Here is a 24,837-nt window from a genome sequence, read left to right as displayed (position 1 = left end):
GACGTTCGTGATCGCGCACACCCGGCAGGGGGTGTCAGGCGCCCTTGATGGCGGAGATGTCGAAGCGCAGCTTGACCTGCTCGCCGATGAGGACGCCACCGGTCTCCAGGGCGGCGTTGTAGTTCAGGCCCCAGTCGGTGCGGTCGATCTTCGCGGTGCCCTCGAAGCCGACGCGCTCGTTGCCGTACAGGTCCTTGGCGGAGCCGTTGTAGGCGAGGTCGAGCGTGACCGGGCGGGTGGTGCCCTTGATGGTGAGGTCGCCCGTCATGCGGTACGAGTCCTCGCCGAGGCGCTCGGCGTCGGTGGAGCGGAAGGTGATCTCCGGGAAGGCGGGGGCGTCGAAGAAGTCACCGGTGCGCAGGTGCTCGTCGCGCTGTGCCTGGTTGGTGTCGATGCTGGCGACCTTGATGACCAGCTCGGCGGTCGACAGGTGCGGGTTGCTCCCGTCGAGGTGCAGCGCGCCCTCGTACTCGGCGAACTGGCCGCGGACGGTGGTGACCATCGCGTGCCGGACGGAGAAGCCGATCTCGCTGTGGGTCGGGTCGACGGTGTACTCGCCGGTGAGGTGCGAGAGGTCGCTCGCGGCGGGGACGGTCGTCACGGTGCTGCCCGCGGTGCCGGCGTCGGTGGTCCTGGTGCGGTTGAAGAGGCCCATGATGTGCTCCTTACGAGTGGTTCAACGTTCAACTTCATTCACCATAACTCCATTCCATTTAACTTTCAACAACCTCACCCGAACGGATGGCGGGACAGGACTGGGGATGTAGTTGTAGGATGACCGGATGATCCTTCATTCAGCGGACCGCAGGTCCCTGGTCGACACCGTCGTCGAGCAGCTCCGCGAGCAGCTCGCCGCCGGCACCTGGCAGGTCGGGATGCGCATCCCGACCGAACACGAACTGGCCGACCTCCTCGGCGTGGGCCGCAACACGGTCCGCGAGGCGGTCCGGGTGCTCGCGCACGCCGGCCAGCTGGAGTCGAGGCAGGGCCAGGGCACCTATGTGATCTCCCGGGCCGACCCCGCCGCCGTGCTGCTGGGCATGCGCAGGGCCGGTATCCGCGACGTACTGGAGCTGCGCCTCGCGCTGGAGGCGGAGGGCGCCCGGCTGGCCGCCGTCCGGCGGACGCCGGAGGACCTGGAGCGGATGCGCTCCGCGCTCGGCAGCGTGCACCACCACGGCGCGGAACTGATCGGCGGAACGCAGGCCGACGACGACGTCCACTTCCACCAGTGCGTCGTGGACGCCGCGCACAATGCCGCGCTGACCGAGGTCTACCGCTACTTCAGCTCGTCGGTCCGCGAGACGCTGCTCGCCGCCGTCGGCGACAGCGACATGCCGCCGATCGACCTGGAGACGCACACCGCGCTGGTCGACGCCATCGAGGCGGGGGATCCGCAGGCGGCCGACAGCGCGGCGCGGGCGCTGCTGCGGGAGCCGCTGCGCGCGGTCGAAGCCCTCCTCGCGGCAGGACCGGACCGCCCGGCCGGCTGAACGGCACCGGCACCGTCCCCTCAGAACGCGTCACCACCCGGAAAGGGGCCCGTCTTGTCACATCCGACCGCCACCGTCCCGCTCATCGACGCGGAGCCCGGCCACCCGTCCGGGTCGCGCCGGCTGCTCTCCCACCCCGTACTGCTGCTGGCCGGAATCGTGCTGGCCTCGCTCAACATGCGGGGCGCGCTGGCGAGCATGGCGCCGCTGGTCGGCGACGTCAGCGCGCACTACGGGCTCTCCTCGACGGTCAGCAGCCTGGTCACGTCGGTGCCGGTGCTCTTCCTGGGGCTGGGCTCGATGGTCGCGCCCCGGCTGTCCCAGCGGTTCGGCACCGAGCAGGTGCTGTTCGCCGCGCTGGCGGTGCTGTCCGCCGGGATCGTGGTGCGGTCGCTGTCCTCCATCGTGGCGCTGTTCGCCGGAAGCGTCCTGCTGGGCACGGCGATAGCCCTGCTCAACGTCCTGATGCCCGGTCTGATCAAGCGCGACTTCCCGCACCGGGCCGCGAGCATGACCTCGCTCTACACCTGCGCGATGGTCATCGGCGCGTCGACCGCCGCCGGGGTGTCCGTCCCGCTGGAGAAGTCGTTCGGCGGCAGCTGGCAGGCCGCGCTGGCGTTCTGGGCCCTGCCGGCGGCCGTCGCCGCGGCGGTCTGGTTCCCGCAGGTGGTGCTGTCCCGCAGGAGCCGTTCCGCCGTGCCTACCCCCGCTGTGACGAACAGCCCGGTTCCGGTCCGGGACGCGGGGGTCTGGCGGAAGCCGCTGGCCTGGCAGGTCACCTGCTTCATGGGCCTGCAGTCGCTGCTCGTCTACGTCGTCATCGCGTGGATGCCGACGATCCTCACCGACCACGGGATGAGCAGGAGCGCCGCCGGGATCGTCTTCGCCGTCAGCAACCTGATCCAGGTGGTGGGCGCGTTCGTCTTCCCGCTGCTCGCGGGCCGGATGCGCAACCAGAGTCCGCTGGTGGCCGTCGCCGTCGGCCTGACCGCCGCCGGATACGCCGGGCTCCTGGTGGACCCGGTCGGCGGCGCCTGGGCGTGGGCCGCGCTGCTCGGCGTCGGCCAGGGCGGCGCCGTCGGGCTGGCGCTGACGATGATCGTGCTCCGCAGCCGGGACGCGTTCACCGCCGCACGGCTGTCGGGCATGGCCCAGGGCGTCGGCTATCTGCTCGCCGCCGCCGGACCGCTGGCGGCCGGCGCGCTCTACCAGAGCAGCGGCGGCTGGACCGCCCCGATCGTGCTGATGCTGCTGCTGTGCGGCGCGCAGCTCGCCGCGGGACTGGGCGCGGGCAGGGACCGCAAGGTCTGACCCCCGGCCCCTGCCCTTCCCGTCCGTCGCCCTCGGTTACTCCTCACCCGCCAGGGTGAGCGAGCGCAGCCGCTGCGCGGCGAACCAGGTGGCGGCGACGGTCACCCCGATGAGCAGGACGATCGCGACCGGGAGCCCGACGTCGGACTGCACGATGTCGCCGCCCCCGATCTTCTGCGCCAGCGCCAGCGACCACTGCTGAACACTGAGGGTGCGGGCGCCCGGGACGAGGTTGCCGATGAGGGACTCCCAGACCAGCGCGTAGACGAGTCCCGCCACCACGGCGTGCCGGGTGACGACGCCCAGCAGCAGGAAGACCGCGGCGTAGGCGATCGACGCAACGGCCGCGGCGATGCCGTAGGCGACCGCGAGCTGCTGGCTGTTGCCGTTCAGGATGTAGCCGGCGATGAAGGTCGGGACGGCCGAGAACGCCATGGCGACGCCGATCGCGACGGCCAGTTTCGTCAGGATGATCGACGGCCGCTTCAGCGGCTTGGCCAGCAGATAGACGATCGAGCCGTCGTCGATCTCCGGCGCGATGGCGCCCGTACCGGCGATGACGCCGATCAGCGGCACCATCGTCGCGAGCGCGAAGCCGCCCAGCAGGTCGCTGGTGACGTTGTCGTCCACCCCGGCCAGGGCGCGCACGGCGACGGAGATGACGATCAGCAGCGCGGGCAGCGCGCAGAGGATGAGTGCGCGGCGCCTGCCGAGCAGCGCCCGGAAGGTGAGCCGGGCCACGGTGGGGTTGTACATCGCTGTGGGCTCCTTAAGGCCGTTGGGCCGCTTACGCCGTGACCAGGTAGGAGAAGACGCTCTCCAGGGACTCGTCGGACGGCGAGACCGTGTACAGCCGGATGCCGTGTTCGCGGGCGACGCGCGGCAGCAGTTCCGTGAAGGCGGAGAAGTCGATCGCCTGAATGCGCAGGGCCTTCTCCGACCAGTCGAGTTCGATCGCGGCCGTCGACGCGTCCGCGATGAGCGCGGCGGCCAGCTGCCGGTCGTCGCTGGACCGTACGAGGTAGCGGTGCGGGCGGTCCGTCATCAGGCGGCGGATCTTGCGGAAGTCACCGGAGGCGGCATGCCGGCCGGCCACCACGACCTCGATATGGCTGGCGAGCTGCTCGACCTCCTCCAGGATGTGCGAGGAGAACAGCACCGTGCGGCCGTCGGAGCCCATCTGCCGGAGCAGGTCCATGAGATGGAGCCGCTGGCGCGGGTCCATGCCGTTGAAGGGCTCGTCGAGCAGGAGCACCGACGGGTCGTGGACGAGGGCCGAGGCCATCTTCACGCGCTGCCGCATGCCCTTGGAGTACGTGTCGATCTTGCGGTCCTGCGCGTACGCCATCTCGACGGTGGCCAGCGCCCGGTGGGCGGCGGCGCCGGGGTCGGACAGTCCGTGCAGCTCGGCGTTGGCGAGCACGAACTCCGCGCCGGTGAGGAAGTCGTACATCCCCTCCCGCTCGGGCACGATCCCGATGTGGTGGTACACCTCCTCGTTGCGCCAGATCCGCGTGCCGTCGAGGGTGACGGAGCCGGTGGACGGGGCGAGGAAGCCGGCCATCATGTTGATGAGGGTGGACTTTCCCGCGCCGTTCGGGCCGAGCAGGCCCGTCACGCCGGGGCCGATCGACATGGTGACGTCGTTGACCGCCACCACGTTGCCGAACCAGCGCGAGACGTTGTCGATGGTGATCGTCGTCACGAGAGTCCGACCTTCCGGTAGCGGCGCATCAGCAGGCCGAAGCAGCCGGCGATGACGGCGAGGAGCACGAACAGGTAGACGGTGCCCGCGAAGGCGTTGGGCGGGCCGTAGTTGCCCGGGTTCGAGACGGTGGCGCCGAGCCACCAGGACTGTGCGCCGTCCAGCAGGCTGATCGGGGAGAAGAGGCCGAACCAGCCCTCCGCCTCGAAGTTGCCCTGGCTGTAGGCGACGCCCTGGATCGCGCTGACCGCGCCGTAGGAGATGGCGATGACCGCGATGATCGCGGCGACGCCGAAGCCGCGGCGCGGGGTGATGGCGGCGATCACCATGCCGATGCCCGCCAGCAGCAGGGAGAGCAGGAGAGCGGCCACGATTCCCTTTCCGAACCCGGCTGTCTGGGACGCGAAGCCGAACTTCGCCAGCAGTCCGCCGACGTAGAGGATGACCAGCGGTACCGCGGTGAGGATGAACAGCGCCGCCGTCATCGCCGCGAACTTGGCGGCGACGTAGTCGATGCGCTCGATGGGGCGCGAGAAGTACAGCGGCGTCGTCTTGAACCGCAGGTCACGGGAGACGGACTGCGGGGCCTGGGCCGCGACGAAGAGCGCGATGACCATCTGCAGGAAGATCGTGTACTGCATGTACTGCATGGGCAGCTTGGTCATCTTCGTGCCGATCGCGACCGCCACGATGATCAGCGCGGGAGCGCACATCGCGGCGAACAGCAGCATCGGCAGCACCTTGGACTTCGCCGACCGGCCGAGGCCGTAGGCGCCGCGCAGGCTCTGCGAGAAGAGCGAGACGCGGGCGTAGCCGCGGCCGAGGCGCGGGCCGTCGTAGTGGCGGTAGCCGATGTTGTGGATGACATCGGCGCCGCGCTGGGCCTCCGGCGCTGCGGGGGCGGGAACAGGTGCGGATGCGGATGCGGATGCGGATGCGGGAACGGTGTCAGGCTGCATTTCGGCTGCCTCCCTTCTGCGGCCGGCTGCCGGTGGCGCCTGCGGTCTCGAGGACGTCGGAGTCGGCATCCGTCTCGTCGTCCGTCTCGTCGTCCGTCTTGTCGTCCGTCTCGTCGTCCGTGCTGAAGACCTCCGCGATCCGGTGACGTCGCTGTTCCATCCGGACCAGGCCCAGGCCGAGTTCGGCGACCGCGTCCCGGATGAGGTCGTAGGTGGCCTCGCCGTCCATCTCGACCAGCAGGATGTGGCCGATGTTCGCGCCGCCGGATCCGGGCCCCTCGCCCTGCACCGAGACTCCCAGCGCGGTCAGCGCCGCGCGCAGCGCGTCGGTGCCGTGCGGGTGCCGGTCGGTGTCGGTGACCTCGACCGCGAGCGAGGCCGTGGCCTGCGTGAAGTCGCTGGTGGAGGAGGAGCGCAGCAGCTTTCCGCCGTCGATGACGACGACGTGGTCGCTGATGCGTTCCAGCTCGCCGAGCAGGTGCGAGGTGACCAGGACGGAGATGCCGAAGTCGCTGTGGACCCGGCGGATCAGTCCGAGCATCTCGTCGCGGCCCGCCGGGTCCAGGCCGTTGGTCGGCTCGTCGAGGAGGACCAGCTTCGGGTCGTGCACGAGTGCCTGCGCCAGCTTGACGCGCTGTTTCATGCCCGTGGAGTAGCCGCCCATGGCGCGGTACCGCTCCTCGTACAGTCCGACGTGGCGCAGGGTGTCGGCGGTGCGCTCGCGGGCCGCGGCGGGCGGCAGCCCGGACATCCGCGCCATGTGGACGACGAACTCGGTCGCCGACACATCGGGCGGCAGGCAGTCGTGTTCGGGCATGTACCCGACGAGACTGCGGATCGCCGCGCCTTCGGTGGCCACGTCGAGTCCGAGCACGGCGGCACGGCCCTCGGTGGCCGGGGACAGACCCAGCAGAATCTTGATCAGGGTCGACTTGCCGGCTCCGTTGGCACCCACCAGCCCGGTCACGCCGGGGGTGATGTCCACGGAGAGCCGGTCCAGGGCGGTCACCCTCGGGTACCGCTTGCTCAGGCTTTCGGTCACGATCACAGTCACGTTGTCGACGGTAGTGGCGCGGACCACAGCGGAGCGTCCCTCTGCGGGGCCCCATCGGGGTAGTCCTGCGGGCTGACCTCCCGTAGGGGATCTCCTCCGAGCGCCGGACTGATGTCAGGGGCATGGCGTTCCGGCGGGGGTCCGGGTGGCGGGGCGAATGGGGGTCCGGGCGGGAGTCCGGGTGACGGGCCCGGACGGCGGGGCGGGAGTTTTCCACAGGCGGTGCGGGCACCCTTGACCCTGCCATGAAGTGATGTCACATTCATCGATGTCAGGGTTGGCGCATGCCGTGCTGGGTGCCGTACTGAGGGGTGGGCGGTCGTGATGAGTCATCCATCGGACGGGTCGGACGGGCTGGACGGTTCGGACGGTTCGGACGGTTCGGACGGGCGGAGCAGGAATCCGGACGGGCTGGACGGGTTCCGGGAGGTGCAGCGGCTGGCGTACGCGTGCGCCGAGGCGGTCGCGGCGCAGCTGAAACCGGGGGTGACCGAGCGGGAGGCCGCCCGCATGATGCGGGAGTGGCTGCGCGAGCGGGGTGTGCGCGACTGGTTCCATCTGCCGTTCGCCTGGTTCGGGGACCGGACGGCCTTCACCGGCTTCAAGGTGCCGCTGCAGTTCTTCCCCACGCAGCGCCGGCTGGAGCCGGGCATGCCCTTCATCCTGGACACCGCCCCGATCTACAAGGGGTTCACCGCCGACATCGGGTACTCCGGGTGCCTCGGCCTCAACCCGGTCCATGACCGGCTGCTGGCGGATCTGCGCGAGCACCGCGAGCTGATCCTGCGCGAGGTGCGCGAGCGCCGCTCGCTGCGGGCGATCTACGAGGACGTGGACCGGCTGATGGCGAAGCAGGGCTACGCCAACCGCCACCGCGCCTATCCGTTCGGCGTCATCGCCCACAAGGTCGACCGCGTGCGGGAGCGGCGCTGGTCACCGCAGATCGCCGGCTTCGGCACCCAGAGCCTCAAGGGGCTGGCGAAGGACGCGCTGCACGGCCACCGGGACGGCTGGTCCCCGCTGTGGAGCCCGTACCGGATGTCCGACCACCCGCCGCAGCCCGGACTGTGGGCGGTCGAGCCCCATCTCGGATTCCGCGGGACCGGGGCGAAGTTCGAGGAGATCCTCGTCGTCACCGCGACGGACGCGTACTGGCTGGACGACGAACTGCCACATGTGAAGCGCTGGAAGGAAGCGGGGCTGGCCGTATGAGCCGAGACGGCGCGGGAGACGGGACCGGGAACGGCAGCGGGTCGGGGGCGGGAAGCGGGTCGGGAGCGGGCGGCGGGTCCGGGGCGGGCAGCGGGTCCGGGGCGGCGCGCGAGCGGTGGGTGGCGGGCGACGGGGTCGAGCTGTGCGTCGCCGAGTACGGGGACGCGTCGCTGCCCACCGTGGTGCTGCTGCACGGCTACCCCGACAGCAAGGAAGTCTGGTCCCAGGTCGCCGACCGGCTCGCGGACCGCTTCCACGTCGTGCTCTACGACGTGCGCGGCCACGGCCGCTCGACGGCGCCGGAACCGCTGCGCGGCGGCTTCCGGCTGGAGAGGCTGACCGACGACTTCCTGGCCGTCGCGGACGCGGTCAGCCCGGACCGGCCGGTCCACCTCGTCGGCCACGACTGGGGCTCGGTGCAGGGCTGGGAGTTCGCCACCGTCGGGCGGACCGAGGGCCGCATCGCCACCTTCACCTCCATCTCGGGGCCTTCCCTCGACCACTTCGGCCACTGGATCAAGCAGCGCGTCGCACGGCCCACCCCGCGCCGGCTCGCCCAGCTCCTCGGCCAGGGCGCCAAGTCCTGGTACGTGTACGCCCTCCACACGCCCGTGCTGCCGGAGCTGGCCTGGCGCGGAGTGCTCGGCAGGCAGTGGCCCAAGCTGCTCGCCCGCGCCGAGAAGATCTCCTCGGCGGACTACCCGACGGCCTCGCTGCCCGAGGACGCCGCGCACGGCGCGTGGCTCTACCGGGACAACGTCAGGGACCGGCTGCGCGCGCCGCGCGCGGACGCCTACGCCCATGTGCCGGTCCAGCTGATCACCCCGACCGGTGACCCGTTCCTCTCGGAGAAGCTCTACGACGAGCTGGAGCAGTGGGTCCCCGACCTGCGGCGCCGCACCATTCCGACCAAGCACTGGGTGCCGCGCACCCGCCCGGATCAGATCGCCCAGTGGATCGGTGAGTTCGTGACGTCCAACGAAGAGGGCCGTCCCGTTCGGAAGACCCCCGACAAGCCCGGCCCCGCCGGTGAGCGGTTCGCCGGTCAGCTGGTGCTGGTGACCGGCGCCGGCAGCGGCATCGGACGCGCCACCGCCTTCGCCTTCGCCGAGGCGGGGGCGCGGATCATCGCGGTGGACCGGGACGCGGAGTCCGCGGCCCGCACCGCGGAACTCGCCCGGCTGATCGGCGCTCCCAGCGCCTGGGCCGAGACCGTGGACGTCTCCGACGAGCAGGCCATGGAGAAGCTCGCGGAGAAGACCGCCACCGAGTACGGCGTGCCCGACGTCGTCGTCAACAACGCCGGCATCGGGCTGGCCGGTTCCTTCCTCGACACCACCACCGAGGACTGGAAGCGGGTGCTGGACGTGAACCTGTGGGGCGTCATCCACGGCTGCCGGCTCTTCGCCCGGCAGATGGTCGACCGCGGCCAGGGCGGCCATATCGTCAACACCGCCTCGGCCGCCGCCTTCCAGCCGTCGCGCGCGCTGCCCGCGTACAGCACCTCCAAGGCGGCCGTGCTGATGCTCAGCGAATGCCTGCGCGCCGAACTGGCCCCGCACGACATCGGGGTGAGCGCCATCTGCCCCGGCATCGTCAACACCAACATCACCTCGACCACCCGCTTCGCCGGGGTCACCGACACGGAGCAGGACCGGCGCCGCGCCAGGTCGTCCCGGCTGTACGGACTGCGCAACTACCCGCCGGAGAAGGTCGCCGAGGCGATCGTGCGCGCGGTGATGCGCAACTCCGCGGTCGTCCCGGTCACCCCCGAGGCGCGCGGCGCCCGGCTGCTGGGCCGGCTGTCCCCCAGGGCGCTGCGCGGTCTGGCCCGTCTCGACCCGCCCCTGTAAGCCCGGTGAGTCCCCGTAAACCCCGATGAGTCCCCGTAAGCCCCGGTAAGCCCCTGTAAGGAGGTCACGACACCATGAGCTACGCGATCAAACCGCGCCGGGTCTCGTTCGACTGGAAGCAGACGCCGCTGCACTGGATTCCGGACGAGCCGACCGCGACCCATGTCATCAATGTGCTGCACCTGCTGCTCCCCGCCGGGGAGAGGTGGTTCGTCAAGGTCTTCAAGGAGGCCCTGCCCCTGGTCACGGACGAGGAACTGCTCAAGGACGTCAAGGGGTTCATGGGCCAGGAGGCCACCCACAGCGTGCAGCACGCCTACGTCCTGGAGCATCTGGCCGAGCAGAACCTCGACACGGACCGCTACACCCGGCATGTGGAGTGGATGTTCGACGTCCTGCTCGGGGAGAGGCCGCCGTTCGGCTCACCGATACCGAGGGCCGAGTGGCTGAAGTTCCGGCTCTCGCTCATCGCCGCGATCGAGCACTTCACGGCGGTGCTCGGCGACTGGATCCTGGCCGCCGGGGCACTGGACGACGCCGGCACCGACGAGGTGATGCTGGACCTGCTGCGCTGGCACGGCGCCGAGGAGGTCGAGCACCGGGCCGTCGCCTTCGACATGTACCAGCACGTCGCCGGGGAGGGCCTGCCGCGCTATCTGCGCCGCGCGGAGGGCATGGTCCTCGCCTGGCCGGCCCTCGCGTACCTCTGGGTGACCGGGGCCCGCTACCTGATGCGGCACGATCCGCAGCTGCCGCAGGGCAGGTACCGCTTCCGCGACCACCGCGCGGCGGCCGCCAAGGGGCTGCTGCCCTCCTGGGCCGCGCTGAACATGGCCATGCCCAGATACCTCCGGCGGTCGTACCATCCGTCACAGGAGGGGTCGCTGCGCAGGGCCGTCGAGTACCTGGCGACTTCCCCGGCGGCACGGATCGCGGCGGGCGCGATAGGCCGCGCGGCCGCCTCGTGAGTCCAGGGAGGACCGTTTGACCGTCTCCGCCGAGCATCGCGCCTACCGGATCGAGGACCTGGCCCACTTCAGCGGCGCCACGGTCCGGACGATCCGGGGCTACCAGGACCGCGGGCTGCTCCCGAAACCGGAACGCCGGGGCCGGGCCAACGTGTACGACGACACGCACCTGGCCCGGCTGCGGCAGATCGCCGACCTCCTGGAGCGCGGATACACGCTGGCCAGCATCAAGGAGCTGCTGGAGGCGTGGGACGCGGGCACCGGGCTCGGCGGGGTCCTCGGCCTGGTCAACGAGGTGGACCGGCCCTGGTCCGACGAGACCCCGGCCCGGATCACCCGCGCCGAGCTGACCGAGGCGTTCGGCGGGGTCCCCGACCAGGCCGCCATCGTCGACGCCCTGGACCTGGGGGTGCTGGAGACCGTCCCCGGCAGCGAGGACGAGTTCCTCGTCCCCAGTCCCCAGGAACTGGCCGTCGCCGTCGAGCTGTACGCGGCGGGCGTCCCGCTGACCGCGATCACCGGTCATCTGCGGGAGCTGCGGATCCAGGTCGAGTACATCTCGGAGCGGTTCCTGCAGTTCACCACCGAGCATGTCTTCCAGCGCTATCTGGACCATCCGCCCACCGACGCGGAGGCGACGGAGGCGGCGTCCCTGGTCCGGCGGCTGCGGCCGCTCGCCCAGCAGACCATCGACGCGGAACTGGCCCGCGCGATGCGCATGATGGCCACCGAGCAGGTCAGAAGACACCTCGGCGATCTCACGACGGACGAGGCGCTCCCGACGGAGCCGGCCCACGTCCCGGTCTCGCTGCCGGCGGACACCGTGGGCGCCGTCCGCGAGCTGGTCGGCCGCCGCAACGTGCCGGCCTTCATCGCCGCCGCCGCCGAACGGGAGGTGCGGGCCCGCACCATGGACACCCTCGCCGGCCTCCCCGCCGAGGACGGCCCGCGGACGGACGGCCCGCGGACCGGCGGCCCGAGCGGCCAGGGATGATCGTTTCCATGAGCCCCGAGCAGTCGGACCCGGCGGATCACCCGCGGGTGGAGATCGAGCTGTACTCCGAGGGCGGGAGCGGCGCGCCCGTACCTGCGTACGGGTGTCGTGGCCGTATACGGGAGGATGGGGGGTGTGACCTCAGCCCCCGAGCATCCCCAGTCCCCGGACGCCCGCCCGTCGGCCCGCACGCCCCGGCTGATCGCCACCGACCTCGACGGCACGCTGCTGCGTGACGACAAGACGGTCTCGGCCCGGACGATCGCCGCGCTCGCGGACGCCGAAGCGGCGGGTATCGAGGTCTTCTTCGTCACCGGGCGGCCGGCCCGCTGGATGAACGTCGTCGCCGAGCACACCGCCCGGCACGGGATGGCGATCTGCGCGAACGGCGCCGCCGTCTACGACCTGCACCGCAGCACACTGCTCGCCGCGTACCCGCTCGACACCAAGGACGCGCTCACGGTCGTGGAGGCACTGCGCGCGGCCGTCCCCGGCACGACCTTCGCCGTGGAACGGACGAACGGCTTCTCGTACGAGCCCGCGTACCCGCCGTACGCCCCGATGCCCGACGCGGTGATCGCGCCGGCCGAGGAGCTGCTCGCCGACAACGGTGCGCCGGTGCTGAAACTGCTGGCCAAGCACCCGGACGCCGACCCGGACGCATTCCTCGCGATGGCGCTGAGCGCCGCAGGGGAGCACGGCGAGATCACCCGCTCCAGCGCGTCCGCGCTGCTGGAGATCAGCGGCCCGGGGGTCAGCAAGGCCACCACGCTCGCCCGGTGCTGCGCGGAGCGCGGTGTGTCGGCCGAGGAGGTCGTCGCGTTCGGCGACATGCCGAACGATCTGGCGATGCTCAGCTGGGCGGGCACCTCGTACGCGGTCGCGAACGCGCACCCCGCGGTGCTGGCCGCCACCACGCACCGCACCACCGCCAACGAGGACGACGGCGTGGCCCGGATCATCGAGGGAATCCTGGCGGCCCGCAGCAACTGAACCCGCAGGACGGACCCGACGGGACGGCCGCCGCTACAGCGGCGCCTCCCAGACGACCGTCGTTCCCACCCCGTCCGGCCCCGGCCCGAAACCGCTCGATCCGCCGAGGGCCTCCGCGCGGCGCGCCAGATTGCCCAGTCCGCTGCGGCGGCCCTCCTCCGGGATGCCCACCCCGTCGTCGGTGACCGTCAGCCGCACTCCCGTCACACCGCCCCCGTCACCGTCACCGTCGTCCCCGGCGGCGCCCGGCAGGGTGACCGTCGCGTCGATCACCACGTCGATCCGGCTCGCGCCCGCGTGCCGGAAGGCGTTGGACAGCACCTCGCGCAGTGCGGCGATCAGGTTCTTCACCGTCAGCTCGCCGACCAGCGCGTCCACCGCCCCGACGAACCGCACCGACGGCTGGAAGCCCAGCGGGACGGCCGCCGTGCCGATCTCCCGCAGCACCCGCGTCCGCAGGCCGGCCGGCGCGTCGGCGGGGGCCTGCTGGAGCGCGAAGATCGCGGTGCGCACCTCCTGGATGGTGGCGTCCAGTTCGTCGACCGCCTTGCCGATCCCGTCCCGCACCTGCGGGACCACCGAGCGGCGCTGCGCGCCCTGCAGCATCAGACCGGTCGCGAACAGCCGCTGGATGACGAGGTCGTGCAGATCACGGGCGATCCGGTCGCGGTCCTCGTAGACCGCCAGCCGCTCCCGGTCGCGCTGTACGTCGGCCAGCAGCAGCGCCAGCGCGGCCTGCGCGGCGAACTGGGTGGCCAGCGTGCGCTCCACCTCGGTGAACAGCTTGCCGCCGCGTTCGCGCGGCAGCGCCAGTGTGCCGATCACCCGGCCGTTGCTCTTGAGCGGAAGCATCATGCTGGGCCCGAACCGGGGCGCCAGATGGGTGGTCATCCGCACGTCCATGGAGGAGTCGTCGACGAAGACCGGCTCCCCGTTCAGCAGCAGTTCGGCGACCGGGCTCGCCGCGTCGATGACGGTGCCGAGCATCCCGGCCGGTTCGTCCGCGGAGACCGCGACGACCTCCAGGCCGCCCTCCGCGGTCGGCAGCAGCACCAGCCCCGCGGCGGCCTCGGCCAGCTTGCGGGCCTGCTCGGCGACGACGTCCAGCGCGTCCTCGGCCGCGTCGCCCGTCAGCAGTGCGGTGGTGAGGGCCGCCGAGCCGTTGATCCAGCGCTCGCGCTGTCGGGTGGCCTCGTACAGCCGCGCGTTGCCGAGCGCGATCCCCGCCTCGGTGGCCAGGATCCGCACCACGTGCAGGTCCTCCTCGGTGAACTCACCGCCACCGCGCTTCTCGGTCAGGTAGAGGTTCCCGAAGACCTCGGTGTGGACGCGGATCGGCACCCCGAGGAAGGCGTGCATCGGGGGGTGGTCCGGCGGGGCCCCCGACGACCGCGGGTCCTTCGTCAGATCGGCCAGCCGCAACGGCACCGGATGGCGGATGAGCTCGCCGAGCAGCCCCGTACGGCCGTCAGGGAGGGCGCCGATGCGTTCGGCGTCCTCCTCGGAGATGCCGTGCGTGACGAAGTCGGCGAGGCCGGTGCCGTCGGCGTTGAGCACGCCGAGCGCCGCGTAGCGGGCGGAGGCCAGTTCGGCGGCCGTCTCGACGATCCTGCGCAGCGTCGTGTGCAGCTCGAGGCCGGTGCCGACGGAGACGACGGCCTCCAGCAGCTCGGGCAGGCGGACGGTGATCTGCGAGGCCATGCCCTGGAAGCTGAGAGTGGTCGGCGCACTGTCGTCTGCCATGCCCATCAGCGTATTTCGTCCGCTTTGTCCTCGCCGGTCGGACCGTCACCAGGTCAGACCGCAGCCAGGTCCACCACGCCCGTCGTTCCGGAAGCGTCGGGCGTTCCGAAAGCGTCCGTCGTTCCGGAAGCGTCCGCCGCCAGGTCGGCGGCGCGCTCCCGTTCGAGTGTGCGGCGGAACGGTCCTTCGACGGCGGCCAGCTCCGCGTACGTACCGCGCTGCACGGCGCGCCCCCGGTCGAGGACGACGATCTCGTCGACGGCGTCCCCGGCCAGGCCCGCCAGCCGGTGCGTGATCAGCACGGTCGTACGGCCCCGGGTGGCGTCGAGCAGATCCGCGGTCAGCGCGTCCGCGGTCGGCAGGTCCAGGTGCTCGGCCGGCTCGTCGAGCACCAGGACGGGGAAGTCGGCGAGCAGCGCGCGGCCCAGCGCGAGGCGCTGGCGCTGCCCGCCGGACAGCCGGGCCCCGTGTTCGCCGACGAGCGTGTCGAGGTCCGCGTCCAGCCGGGCGGCGGCAAGGGCCGCGCGCAGCGCGTCGTCATCGGCGGCCGGGCGCGCCAGCCGCAGGTTCTCGCGGACCGAGCTGTCGAAGACATGCGCGTCCTGCGCGCACAGGCCGACCAGCCGGCGCACCGCGTCGCCGTCCAGCGCGGCCGCTTCGGTACCGGCGAGGGCGTACGAACCGCTCTCCGCGTCCAGGAAGCGCAGCAGCACCTGCGCCAGGGTCGTCTTGCCCGCACCCGACGGGCCGACCACCGCGATCCTGCGACCCTGCGTCAGTTCGAGGTCAAGACCCGCCAGCGCCGGCCGGTGCTGGCCCGGGTAGCGGGCCGTCAGATCCCGGACGACCAGCGGGAACGGCAGCGCCGGCGGCTCCGCCGGCCGCTCCGGCTCCCGGACCGGCTCCGGCGCGTCCAGCACCTCGTGCACCCGCAGCGCCGCCGCCCGGCTGCGCTGCCGGTACTGCGCCGCCAGCGGCATCCCCGTGACCGCTTCGAACGCGGCGAGCGGGGTGAGCACCACGACCGCCAGGGCGACCGCGTCGAGCCGGCCGTCCCGTACGGCCTGGATCCCGGCGTACGCGCAGGCCACCACCGTCAGACCGCACACCAGTGCGGTCAGCCCGGCGCCCAGCGCGGTCGTCGCGGCGGACCGGGCGGCGATCCGGGTGAGGATGCGGTCGGAGCGCGCGGCGCGCTCCCGCCGGCCGGGCAGCGCGCCCGCCACCGTCAGCTCGGCGGTGCCGGTCAGCAGGTCCACGACCTGCGTCGACAGCTCGCCCCTGGCCGGCGCGAGCCGCTGCTCGGCCCGCCGCGACAGGACGGCGGACAGCGCCGGCACCCCCGCGCCCGCGATCAGCAGACCGGCCGCCAGCGCCACGCCCGCCTCGGGCAGCAGCCAGCCGGTGAACGCCGCCGATGCCACACAGACACCCGCCGCGGCTCCGGCGGGCAGCAGCCAGCGCAGGAAGTAGTCCTGCAGTCCGTCGACGTCCGCGACCAGCCGGGAGAGCAGATCGCCGCGCCGGGTCGCCCGCAGACCGGCCGGAGCGAGCCGTTCGATCCGCCGGTAGACGGCCACCCGCAGGTCCGCGAGCGAACGGAAGACCGCGTCGTGCGACACCAGCCGCTCCGCGTAGCGGAAGACCGCCCGCCCGATCCCGAACGCCCGCGTCGCCGTGACGGCGACCATCAGGTACAGCACCGGCGGCTGCTGCGACGCCCGGCTGATCAGCCATCCGGACGTCGCCATCAGACCCACCGCGCAGCCGAGCGCCAGCGCCCCCAGCAGCAGTGCCAGCGCGAAGCGTCCGCGCAACGGCCCCGCCATCCGCCGCACCCGCCGCAGCGGACGTCCCCCACCGGCGGCCGGCGGAGCGTCCACGGGCGGGACGGGCGGCGTGGCCGACGTGCCGTTCCGCAGCGGTTCCTGACGAGCTGCCAGGGGTGGGGGTGCCTCCCCGGCAGCGGTCGCCGCGGCCGGAGCGGGCCGCAGCCGGATCGTGCGGTCGGCCACCGCGAGCAGGGCCGGCCGGTGGACGACGAGCAGGACGGTGCGGCCCACCGCCAGCCGGCGGACGGCGGCCACCACGGCCGCCTCGGTGTCACCGTCGAGGTTGGCGGTCGGCTCGTCGAGCAGCAGCAGCGGGCGGTCGGCCAGGAAGGCGCGGGCGAGGGCGAGCCGCTGGCGCTGGCCCGCGGAGATTCCGGCGCCGCCCTCACCGAGCGGAGTGTCCAGGCCGGCGAAGTCGAGGGCGCCGGCGTCCCGGAGGGCGGTTCGCACCTGCTCGTCGGTGGCGTCCGGCCGGGCGAGGCGGACGTTCTCGGCGACGGTCCCGGCGAAGAGGTGCGGCCGCTGCGGGACCCAGGCGATCTGCCGGTGCCAGCTCCCGGGGTCGAGCGACGCCAGATCGGCGCCGTCGACCAGGATCCGGCCGCCGGACGGCTGCGCGAAACCGAGCAGCGCGGCCAGCAGCGTGGTCTTGCCGACACCGCTGGGACCGACGACGGCGATCGTCTCACCGGGGGAGACGGTGAAGGAGACCTCGGGGAGCGAGGCCCGCTCGCGGCCGTCGTGGTGCACCGTCAGACCGTCCACGGTGATGACCGCGTGCCGCAGATCGGGGGCGGGCAGCGTCCCGGCGGTGGCCGGAGCCGTCTCCAGGACGGCGAAGACCTCGTCCGCGGCGGCCAGCCCCTCGGCGGCCGCGTGGTACTGCGCGCCCACCTGCCGCAGCGGCAGATACGCCTCGGGCGCGAGCACCAGGACGACGAGCCCGGTGTAGAGGTCCAGGTCCCCGTGGACCAGCCGCATGCCGATGCCCACGGCGACCAGCGCCACCGAGATCGTCGCGAGGAGTTCCAGGGCGAAGGACGACAGGAACGCGATGCGCAGCGTCCGCATCGTCGCGCGCCGGTACTCGTCGGTGATGGTGCGGATCGACTCGGCCTGCGCCTTGGCCCGGCCGAAGACCTTCAGGGTGGGAAGGCCGCCGACGACGTCCAGGAAGTGCCCGGACAGCCGCGCGAGCAGCCGCCACTGACGGTTCATCCGGTCCTGGGTGGCCCAGCCGATCAGCGCCATGAAGAGCGGGATGAGGGGGAGGGTCAGCGCGATGGTGAGCGCCGAGACCCAGTCCGAGGTGACGATCCGGGCGAGCACCACGACCGGTACGACCACGGCCAGTCCGAGCTGCGGCACATAGCGGGCGAAGTAGTCGTCGAGCGCGTCGACCCCACGGGTGGCGAGCGTGGTGAGTTCACCGGTGCGCTGGGTGGAGAGCCAGGACGGGCCCAGGGCGGTGGCCCGTTCCAGCAGACGGCCGCGCAGTTCCGACTTGACCGCCGCGCTGGCGCGGTGCGCGCACAGCTCGGTCAGCCAGGCGACGATCCCCCGGCCGGCCGCGACGGCGGCGAGCAGCAGCAGCGGAGTGCGCAACTCGCCGGCGTCGAGACCGTGCTGGAATCCGCCGACGACGATCTCGGCGATGAGCATCGCCTGGCCGACGACCAGCCCCGCCCCGGCCAGACCGAGGGCCACGGACGCCACGAGGAAGACGCGGCTGGCACGGGCGTACCGGAGCAGACGCGGATCGACTGGTTTCACGTGGAACATTCCCTTCGGCAAGGAGCTCGGCCGGCGGCGGCAGGCGCCGGACCGTGGCCGGATGTGGCAGAAGCCGCCTAGTGGGCTTCGGCGATGTGCTGGGTGCCGATCCGCTTGCGGAACACCCAGTACGTCCACCCCTGGTAGATCAGCACGACCGGCGTCGCGATCGCGGCGCACCACGTCATGATCCTCAGCGTGTACGGCGTCGCCGAGGCGTTGGTGACGGTGAGGTTCCACGCGGGGTTCAGCGAGGACGGCATGACGTTCGGGAAGAGCGCCAGGAAGAGCATCGCCACCGACGCCGCGATCGTGATGCCGGAGAAGACGAAGGACCATCCCTCCCGGCCGATCCGGATCATCCAGACCGCCGCGACCAGTGCCACCACCGCGACGATCAGCGCGCCGAGCGTCGTGCCGTCACCGTTGTCCTTCTGGGTCCAGCCCAGGAAGAGCACCGCGAGCACCGCGGCCGTGCTGCCCAGCCGGAAGGCGAGCCGGCGGGCCCGGGTCCGGATGTCGCCGACCGTCTTCAGCGCGGCGAACACCGCGCCGTGGAAGGTGAAGAGCGTGAGGGTGACGAGCCCGCCGAGGATCGAGTAGACGTTCAGCAGATCCCAGAAGGTGCCGACGTACTCCTTGTTCGCGTCGATCTTCACGCCGCGCACCATGTTGGCGAACGCGACGCCCCACAGCACGGACGGCAGCAGCGAGGACCAGAAGATCACCTGTTCCCACCTGGTCTGCCAGCGGTCCTCCGAGCGCTTGGAGCGGTACTCGAAGGCGACGACGCGGACGATCAGACAGAGCAGGATGATCAGCAGCGGCAGATAGAAGCCGGAGAAGAGCGTGGCGTACCACTCGGGGAACGCGGCGAACGTCGCACCGCCCGCGGTGAGCAGCCACACCTCGTTGCCGTCCCAGACCGGGCCGATGGTGTTGATCAGTACCCGGCGCTCGGGGCGGTCGCGGGCCAGCAGCTTGGTGAGGATCCCGATCCCGAAGTCGAAGCCCTCCAGGAAGAAGTAGCCGGTCCACAGGACGGCGATGAGTACGAACCAGACGTCGTGCAGGTGCATGTCGCGCTCCTTCCTCTCAGTACGAGAAGGCCATGGGCCGGTCGGCGTCGGTGGAGTCGCCGCCGATCTTCGTGGGCGGATTCCGGTCGGCATCGGTCAGCTCCGGCGGCCCGGCCTTGGCGTACTTCAGCAGCAGCTTGGTCTCGACGACCGCGAGCACCGCGTAGAGCAAGGTGAAGGCGATCAGCGAGGCGAACACCTCGCCGGTGGAGACATTGGGGGAGACCGCGTCGGAGGTGCGGAGCAGCCCGTAGACGGCCCAGGGCTGACGGCCGGTCTCGGTGAAGATCCAGCCCCACGAGTTGGCCAGCAGCGGGAAGACCATCGTCCACAGCGCGATCCGCCAGTACCAGGCGGCGAACCGGTCGCCGAACGGCGTGTTCCTGGTGAGCATCAGCTTCGGCGCCTCGTCCTCGCCGGTGCGGTGCTCCTCGGCAACCCAGAGCTTGCGGCGGGTGAGCCACAGCCCCGCCAGGCCGACCGCGAAGGACGTCATCCCGAAGCCGATCATCCAGCGGAAACCCCAGTAGGCGGTGGGGATGTTCGGCCGGTAGTCACCGGGGCCGTACTTCTGCTGCTCGGCCTTGTTCACGTCGTTGATGCCCGGCACGTACGAGGAGAAGTTGCCGTCGGCGAGGAAGGACAGTATCCCGGGGATCTCGACGGCGACCTTGTTGTGGCCCTTCTCGACATCGCCGACGGCGAAGATCGAGAACGGGGCCGGCCCCTCGCCGTCCCACAGCGCCTCGGCGGCGGCCATCTTCATCGGCTGCTGCTTGAACATGACCTTGCCGAGCGAGTCACCGCTGATCGCGGTGAGCAGCCCCGCGACGACGGCGACGGCCAGACCGAGCCGCAGCGAGGTGCGCATCACGGCGATGTGCTTCTTGCGCGCCAGGTGGTAGGCCGAGATGCCGATCATGAACGCGGCGCCGGTGAGGAAGGCCGCGGTGATGGTGTGGAAGACCACGACCAGGGTGGTGTCCTGGGTGATGACCTTCCAGAAGTCGGTGAGTTCGGAGCGGCCGGTCACCTTGTTGTAGGTGTAGCCGACCGGGTGCTGCATCCAGGAGTTCGCGGCCAGGATGAAGTACGCGGAGAGGATCGTGCCGATCGAGACGATCCAGATGCAGGCGAGGTGGATGCGCTGCGGCAGCTTGTCCCAGCCGAAGATCCACAGTCCGATGAACGTGGACTCGAAGAAGAACGCGATCAGCGCCTCGAAGGCGAGCGGGGCACCGAAGATGTCCCCGACGAACCGGGAGTAGTCCGACCAGTTCATGCCGAACTGGAACTCCTGGACGATCCCGGTTGCCACGCCCATGGCGATGTTGATCAAGAAGAGCTTGCCCCAGAACTTGGTGGCCCTGAGGTACTTCTCGTTCTTGCTGCGGACCCACGCGGTCTGCAGGACCGCGGTGAGCGCGGAGAGGCTGATCGTCAGCGGGACGAAGAGGAAGTGGTAGACGGTGGTGATGCCGAACTGCCATCGCGCGACGTCGACGGTTTCCAGCGAGAGCTGCACGTCACGACTCCTTACCTGTACCGGTTGCCTGCACCGGTCCAAACTCGAACTTTTCGCCCCAACCCTCGCGTGAAACCCATAGGAAAGGGGGCAAACACGTCCGCTTGTGAAAGTGAACGCATTCACAAGCTAAGTATCGCGCACAGCAGTTCGCCCCCTCCCACCGGGGGTGGAAGGGGGCGAAAACGGCAGGTGGTACAAGGCGCCGGCGCCACGGTCCGGTGCCGGCGCGCTTGCTGCTACAGCTCCTTGCGGAACGCGTCCGCCGTGTTCAGCAGCAGATCGTTGGCCTCGGTCTCGCCGATGGTGATCCGCACGCCCTCGCCCGGGAACGGCCGTACCGCCACCCCGGCCCGCTCGCACGCCGCCGCGAAGTCCAGGGTGCGCTCCCCCAGCCGCAGCCAGACGAAGTTCGCCTGCGTCTCCGCCATCGTCCAGCCCTGCGCGGCCAGCGCCCCGACGACCCGGTCCCGCTCGGTGACCAGGCCGGCCACCCGCTCCAGCAGGGCCTCCTCGGAGCGCAGCGAGGCGACCGCCGCGTCCTGCGCGAGCTGGCTCACACCGAACGGCATCGCGGTCTTGCGCAGCGCGGCCGCGACCGGCTCGTGCGCGATGGCGAAGCCCACCCGCAGACCGGCCAGGCCGTACGCCTTGGAGAAGGTGCGCAGCACCGCCACGTTCGGGCGGTCGCGGTAGATCTCGACACCGTCCGGCACGTCGGCGTCCCGGATGAACTCCCGGTACGCCTCGTCGAGGACCACGAGCACCTCGGACGGCACCCGGTCGAGGAAGCGTTCCAGCTCCGCACGGCGTACGGCGGTGCCCGTCGGGTTGTTGGGGTTGCAGATGAAGATCAGCCGGGTCCGGTCGGTGATGGCGGCGGCCATCGCGTCCAGGTCGTGGTCCTCGCCCTCGGTGAGCGGCACCTCCACCGGGGTCGCGCCGCTGATCCGCGTGATGATCGGGTACGCCTCGAAGGAGCGCCACGCGTAGATGACCTCGTCGCCCGGCCCCGCGGTCGACTGCAGCAGCTGCTGCGCTACGCCGACCGAGCCGGTGCCGGTCGCGATGTGCGTCTGCGGCACGCCGAAGCGGTGCGCCAGCTCGGCGATCAGCTCGGTGCACGCCGCGTCGGGATAACGGTTGAACGAACCCGCGGCGGCGGTGGCCGCCTCCAGCACGCCGGGCAGCGGCGGGAAGGGGTTCTCGTTGGAGGACAACTTGTAGGCCGGAGCACCCTCGTCCGAGACCGGGGGTCGCCCGGGCTTGTAGGTGGGGATGCCGTCCAGTTCCGCGCGCAGCTTCGGGGTCATGACCACACCATACGAGGGGGCGTGAGGGAGTGGGAAAGTGCCGTGCGCCACACTGTGCGCCGGTGGCGCGCGCGGTGGTGCGCATCCCTCGTAGGAGTGAGTTGATACCTCCACGCAATACGAACCAATGGGCGGGAGATCGCCCTCATGGCACCGGGACCGGCTCGAAGTAAGCGCTTGCGAGCTGCGCATTACACCCCACAAGGCACTTTCGATCTTGCAGAAACGTATCGTCTGACTGGCTTTTCCGGGCCCCAGCGGACGGACCAACCCCGCCCTACTATCGGGTCGCCATGACAGCAGCAGGGAACCACCAGGCGAGCCGGCCCATCGGACGCCGGCTCGAGCGGGCAGGCATCAGAGATGTCGCCGCTGCCGCCGGTGTCTCGATCACGACTGTCTCCGACGCACTCAACGGCAAGGGCCGACTGCCCGACGCCACCCGCCGCCATGTCCGGGAGGTCGCCGAACGGCTGGGTTACCGCCCGTCCGCGGCCGCCCGCACACTGCGCACCGGCCGATCGGGCTTAATCGGCCTGACGGTCACCACCTACGGCGAAGAACCGTTCACTTTTACCGAGTTCGCGTACTTCGCCGAAATGGCGAGAGCCGCGACCTCGGCCGCCCTCGCCCGGGGCTACGCCCTGGTCATCCTCCCCGCCTCCTCACGCCATGACGTGTGGAGCAACGTCGCGCTCGACGGCACCGTGGTCATCGACCCCTCCGACCACGACCCCGTCGTCATGGAACTCGTCCGACAGGGCGTTCCGGTGGTCAGCGACGGCCGGCCCGCCGGCAGCCTCCCCGTCCACGCCTGGGTCGACAACGACCACGAGGAAGCCGTCCTCGGCATCCTCGACCACCTCGCTGCCGCCGGAGCCCGCCGGATCGGCCTGCTCACCGGTACCAGCACCGACACCTACACCCGGCTGTCCACCACCGCGTACCTGCAATGGTGCGAGCGGGTGGGCCAGGAGCCGGTCTACGAGTCCTACCCCGCGCACGACCCGTGCGCGGGCGCCGTCGCCGCCGACCGGCTGCTCGCCCGTCCCGACCGGCCCGACGCCGTCTACGGTCTCTTCGACCCCAACGGCACCGATCTGCTGGCCGCCGCCCGCCGCTACGGACTGCGGGTGCCGGACGATCTGCTGCTGGTCTGCTGCAGCGAGAGCAGCGTCTACGCGAGCACCGAACCGCCGATCACCACGCTCTCCCTCAAGCCGGGGAAGATCGGCACCGCGGTGGTCCAGCTCCTCATCGACGCCATCGAAGGGGTGGGCGCCACCCATCCCGTCCAGCAGATCATGCAGACCGACCTCATCGTCCGCACCTCGTCCCAACGCCGTACCCACCGCACCACGGTCAGTCCCCCGCGCAGTCCGGCCGGGAGCTGAGGCCTGGTCCGGGAAACCCGCACCGCACCACCGCACACGAGCCGCCGGGGAGTCCGCGCGGGGATCCGGAACCGGAACCCCGCGCGGAAGTCCGCACCGGACTCCGTTCGGAAACCTGTTCAGGAGTCGGCACAGGAGTCCGAGCAGGAGCCCGAATCGGCCACCGGACCGCCCCAGGACGCCGATTTAGGGGGTGTTTGTCGGCACCGGCCGAAAACCCGGCACCCAGGTATGTCACACCACGACAGCGTCATTCCTATGATGGGCGGATGGCGGCGCGATGGTGGAGGGGTCGATGACACAGGGGGCAGGTCACGGGCCCGTGCTCAAGGCGATGGTGAGCTGGCGTCCGGCAGGTCCGGACGCGGGTCCGGAGGCCGGACCGGAAGGCGGTCGGGAGACCGGTCAGGCAGCCACGCCCGGCAACGGGTCGTACGGGTTCGCCGATGCTTCCGGCGCTCCCGTGATGCCAGGCACACCAGACGTTCTCGGTGCGCCCGGTACCGGTGCCGCGGGCGGTGCGGACGGGCCGGCAGGTGCGCCCGCGTCCTTCGCCGCGCCGGCGGCTCCGGCCCAGGCGCCCGCCGCCGCGCCCCCGGCCGGGTACGAGGCGACCCAGCTCGACACCCGTCTGGTGCCGGAGGACTACACCCCGACCGCACACGACCTCCCGGTGATAGCTCCCGTCGACGCGGACCAGCCCGGTCCGCTCTACGTCGTCGGCGACGTCCACGGGTACATCGACGAGCTGCGCACGGCGCTCCACGCCCAGGGCCTCATCGACGCCGAAGGCCACTGGTCGGCGGGCACCGCCCGGCTGTGGTTCCTCGGGGACTTCACCGACCGCGGCCCGGACGGCATCGGCGTCATCGAGCTCGTCATGCAGCTCTCCGCCGAGGCGGCCGCCGCGGGCGGCTACGCCAAGGCCATCATGGGCAACCACGAGCTGCTGCTGCTCGGCGCCCACCGCTTCGGCGACACCCCCGTCAACTCCACCGGCGGCACCGCGTCGTTCCTCGCCGCCTGGCGGCTCAACGGAGGCCAGCCCTCCGACATGGACCGGCTGGAGGACCGCCATCTGACGTGGATGTCCCGGCTGGACGCCGCGCACCTGACCGACGGTCATCTGCTGCTGCACTCCGACACCACGGCGTACCTCGACTACGGCACCACCATCGACGCGATGAACGACGCCGTCACCGGCATCCTCCAGCGCGGCGACGCGGACGAGTGCTGGGACCTGTTCCGCAAGCTCACCAAGCGGTTCGCCTTCCGCGGCGACAACGGCCCGCAGGCCGCCCGGGAACTCCTCGACACCTACGGCGGCCACCAGGTCGTCCACGGCCACAGCCCCATCCCGTACCTGCTCGGCGAGGTCGGCGGCGAATACACCGCGGACGGGGAGGAACGAACCCCGGTCGTCAATGGCCCGATGGCATATGCCGAGAACTTGGCATTGGCAATGGACGGTGGCGTAACCATGGACGGCCGACTGCTCGTTGCCGAACTACCACCCCTTTCCTGATCGGCAGATTTCCGGGAAGCACTCTGTCACCCCCTCATCCCGCGCTCTACCATCGCTATATCCGTAAGGCACGCTCTCCTCCGCTTCACCGGCCGACCGGCTCCACTTACA

General features: G+C 71.3%; 19 protein-coding genes. 9 read left to right on the top strand and 10 right to left on the bottom strand.

What is annotated here, in order from left to right:
* Positions 1-34 precede the first annotated feature (34 nt).
* Positions 35-655, bottom strand: a complete 621-nt coding sequence (locus tag LNW73_RS16760; protein WP_250990463.1) for a YceI family protein — start codon at positions 653-655, stop codon at positions 35-37.
* Positions 656-782: 127 nt separating this feature from the next.
* On the opposite strand from LNW73_RS16760, the gene LNW73_RS16755 reads away from it, so the two are divergent.
* Complete coding sequence (locus LNW73_RS16755) at positions 783-1,493, top strand: FadR/GntR family transcriptional regulator (protein ID WP_250990462.1); 711 nt, start codon at positions 783-785, stop codon at positions 1,491-1,493.
* A gap of 54 nt (positions 1,494-1,547) precedes the next feature.
* The gene (locus tag LNW73_RS16750) at positions 1,548-2,804 is read left to right on the top strand and encodes a CynX/NimT family MFS transporter (protein ID WP_250990461.1); all 1,257 of its coding nucleotides are present in this window, start codon (positions 1,548-1,550) and stop codon (positions 2,802-2,804) included.
* A gap of 36 nt (positions 2,805-2,840) precedes the next feature.
* Here LNW73_RS16750 and LNW73_RS16745 read toward each other — a convergent pair whose 3' ends face one another.
* Genes LNW73_RS16745 through LNW73_RS16730 form a run of 4 tightly spaced genes read right to left on the bottom strand, consistent with a single transcriptional unit; the run spans position 2,841 to position 6,549 of the window.
* A complete protein-coding gene (locus LNW73_RS16745; RefSeq protein ID WP_250990460.1) occupies positions 2,841-3,560 on the bottom strand; it encodes an ABC transporter permease in 720 nt (239 codons plus the stop codon).
* A 31-nt stretch (positions 3,561-3,591) separates the two neighbouring features.
* Positions 3,592-4,509 carry an ABC transporter ATP-binding protein gene (locus tag LNW73_RS16740; protein ID WP_250990459.1) on the bottom strand — a complete coding sequence of 306 codons (918 nt, stop codon included), beginning with the start codon at positions 4,507-4,509 and terminating at the stop codon, positions 3,592-3,594.
* On the bottom strand, positions 4,506-5,468 hold the full coding sequence (locus LNW73_RS16735; protein ID WP_250990458.1) for an ABC transporter permease subunit: 963 nt from the start codon (positions 5,466-5,468) through the stop codon (positions 4,506-4,508). The genes LNW73_RS16740 and LNW73_RS16735 overlap by 4 nt, the downstream gene beginning before the upstream one ends.
* Positions 5,458-6,549, bottom strand: coding sequence for an ABC transporter ATP-binding protein (locus tag LNW73_RS16730; RefSeq protein WP_250990457.1), 1,092 nt, complete (start codon positions 6,547-6,549; stop codon positions 5,458-5,460). Before LNW73_RS16730 ends, LNW73_RS16735 begins: the two co-directional genes overlap by 11 nt.
* Positions 6,550-6,846: 297 nt before the next feature.
* Here LNW73_RS16730 and LNW73_RS16725 point away from each other — a divergent pair, with 297 nt between their 5' ends.
* The 5 genes from LNW73_RS16725 to LNW73_RS16705 all read left to right on the top strand — a co-directional run bounded on the left by LNW73_RS16725 (position 6,847) and on the right by LNW73_RS16705 (position 12,542).
* Positions 6,847-7,734 carry a M24 family metallopeptidase gene (locus LNW73_RS16725; protein WP_250990456.1) on the top strand — a complete coding sequence of 296 codons (888 nt, stop codon included), beginning with the start codon at positions 6,847-6,849 and terminating at the stop codon, positions 7,732-7,734.
* Complete coding sequence (locus tag LNW73_RS16720; protein ID WP_250990455.1) at positions 7,731-9,587, top strand: SDR family oxidoreductase; 1,857 nt, start codon at positions 7,731-7,733, stop codon at positions 9,585-9,587. The genes LNW73_RS16725 and LNW73_RS16720 overlap by 4 nt, the downstream gene beginning before the upstream one ends.
* Before the next feature lie 74 nt (positions 9,588-9,661).
* The gene (locus LNW73_RS16715) at positions 9,662-10,555 is read left to right on the top strand and encodes a metal-dependent hydrolase (RefSeq protein ID WP_250990454.1); all 894 of its coding nucleotides are present in this window, start codon (positions 9,662-9,664) and stop codon (positions 10,553-10,555) included.
* 16 nt (positions 10,556-10,571) lie between these two features.
* A complete protein-coding gene (locus tag LNW73_RS16710; RefSeq protein ID WP_250990453.1) occupies positions 10,572-11,549 on the top strand; it encodes a MerR family transcriptional regulator in 978 nt (325 codons plus the stop codon).
* Between the two features lie 126 nt (positions 11,550-11,675).
* A complete protein-coding gene (locus tag LNW73_RS16705) occupies positions 11,676-12,542 on the top strand; it encodes a Cof-type HAD-IIB family hydrolase (protein WP_250990452.1) in 867 nt (288 codons plus the stop codon).
* A gap of 33 nt (positions 12,543-12,575) precedes the next feature.
* Here LNW73_RS16705 and LNW73_RS16700 read toward each other — a convergent pair whose 3' ends face one another.
* From LNW73_RS16700 to hisC, 5 genes are all read right to left on the bottom strand, one after another.
* Positions 12,576-14,285 carry a sensor histidine kinase gene (locus tag LNW73_RS16700; RefSeq protein WP_250990451.1) on the bottom strand — a complete coding sequence of 570 codons (1,710 nt, stop codon included), beginning with the start codon at positions 14,283-14,285 and terminating at the stop codon, positions 12,576-12,578.
* A gap of 53 nt (positions 14,286-14,338) precedes the next feature.
* Positions 14,339-17,890, bottom strand: coding sequence for a thiol reductant ABC exporter subunit CydD (cydD, locus tag LNW73_RS16695; RefSeq protein ID WP_250990450.1), 3,552 nt, complete (start codon positions 17,888-17,890; stop codon positions 14,339-14,341).
* Between the two features lie 77 nt (positions 17,891-17,967).
* Positions 17,968-18,969 carry a cytochrome d ubiquinol oxidase subunit II gene (gene cydB / locus LNW73_RS16690; protein WP_250990449.1) on the bottom strand — a complete coding sequence of 334 codons (1,002 nt, stop codon included), beginning with the start codon at positions 18,967-18,969 and terminating at the stop codon, positions 17,968-17,970.
* Positions 18,970-18,985: 16 nt separating this feature from the next.
* The gene (locus LNW73_RS16685; RefSeq protein ID WP_250990448.1) at positions 18,986-20,494 is read right to left on the bottom strand and encodes a cytochrome ubiquinol oxidase subunit I; all 1,509 of its coding nucleotides are present in this window, start codon (positions 20,492-20,494) and stop codon (positions 18,986-18,988) included.
* Positions 20,495-20,733: 239 nt separating this feature from the next.
* Positions 20,734-21,807: a histidinol-phosphate transaminase gene (hisC, locus tag LNW73_RS16680; protein ID WP_250990447.1), complete on the bottom strand. Its 1,074-nt coding sequence runs from the start codon at positions 21,805-21,807 to the stop codon at positions 20,734-20,736.
* Between the two features lie 293 nt (positions 21,808-22,100).
* Between hisC and LNW73_RS16675 the strand changes: the two genes are divergently transcribed.
* Entirely contained in the window at positions 22,101-23,201 is a 1,101-nt protein-coding gene (locus tag LNW73_RS16675; protein WP_250976728.1) for a LacI family DNA-binding transcriptional regulator, read from the top strand.
* A gap of 280 nt (positions 23,202-23,481) precedes the next feature.
* Positions 23,482-24,726: a metallophosphoesterase gene (locus LNW73_RS16670; protein ID WP_250990446.1), complete on the top strand. Its 1,245-nt coding sequence runs from the start codon at positions 23,482-23,484 to the stop codon at positions 24,724-24,726.
* The last annotated feature ends 111 nt before the right edge of the window (positions 24,727-24,837 follow it).

The organism is Streptomyces sp. RKAG337 (genome assembly GCF_023701715.1).
Classification (GTDB): domain Bacteria; phylum Actinomycetota; class Actinomycetes; order Streptomycetales; family Streptomycetaceae; genus Actinacidiphila.
Note: the sequence above shows the minus strand (reverse complement) of the source record. Positions and strands in the feature narration are given on the sequence as shown.

Bases quoted from the DNA above. Each gene is read 5' to 3' on its own strand.
- LNW73_RS16700 (WP_250990451.1), bottom strand. From the start codon at position 14,285: ATGGCAGACGACAGTGCGCCGACCACTCTCAGCTTCCAGGGCATGGCC.
- LNW73_RS16735 (WP_250990458.1), bottom strand. From the start codon at position 5,468: ATGCAGCCTGACACCGTTCCCGCATCCGCATCCGCATCCGCATCCGCA.
- LNW73_RS16675 (WP_250976728.1), top strand. From the start codon at position 22,101: ATGACAGCAGCAGGGAACCACCAGGCGAGCCGGCCCATCGGACGCCGG.
- LNW73_RS16760 (WP_250990463.1), bottom strand. From the start codon at position 655: ATGGGCCTCTTCAACCGCACCAGGACCACCGACGCCGGCACCGCGGGC.
- LNW73_RS16670 (WP_250990446.1), top strand. From the start codon at position 23,482: ATGGTGGAGGGGTCGATGACACAGGGGGCAGGTCACGGGCCCGTGCTC.
- LNW73_RS16720 (WP_250990455.1), top strand. From the start codon at position 7,731: ATGAGCCGAGACGGCGCGGGAGACGGGACCGGGAACGGCAGCGGGTCG.
- LNW73_RS16745 (WP_250990460.1), bottom strand. From the start codon at position 3,560: ATGTACAACCCCACCGTGGCCCGGCTCACCTTCCGGGCGCTGCTCGGC.
- LNW73_RS16725 (WP_250990456.1), top strand. From the start codon at position 6,847: ATGAGTCATCCATCGGACGGGTCGGACGGGCTGGACGGTTCGGACGGT.
- LNW73_RS16715 (WP_250990454.1), top strand. From the start codon at position 9,662: ATGAGCTACGCGATCAAACCGCGCCGGGTCTCGTTCGACTGGAAGCAG.
- cydB (WP_250990449.1), bottom strand. From the start codon at position 18,969: ATGCACCTGCACGACGTCTGGTTCGTACTCATCGCCGTCCTGTGGACC.
- LNW73_RS16705 (WP_250990452.1), top strand. From the start codon at position 11,676: ATGGGGGGTGTGACCTCAGCCCCCGAGCATCCCCAGTCCCCGGACGCC.
- LNW73_RS16755 (WP_250990462.1), top strand. From the start codon at position 783: ATGATCCTTCATTCAGCGGACCGCAGGTCCCTGGTCGACACCGTCGTC.
- hisC (WP_250990447.1), bottom strand. From the start codon at position 21,807: ATGACCCCGAAGCTGCGCGCGGAACTGGACGGCATCCCCACCTACAAG.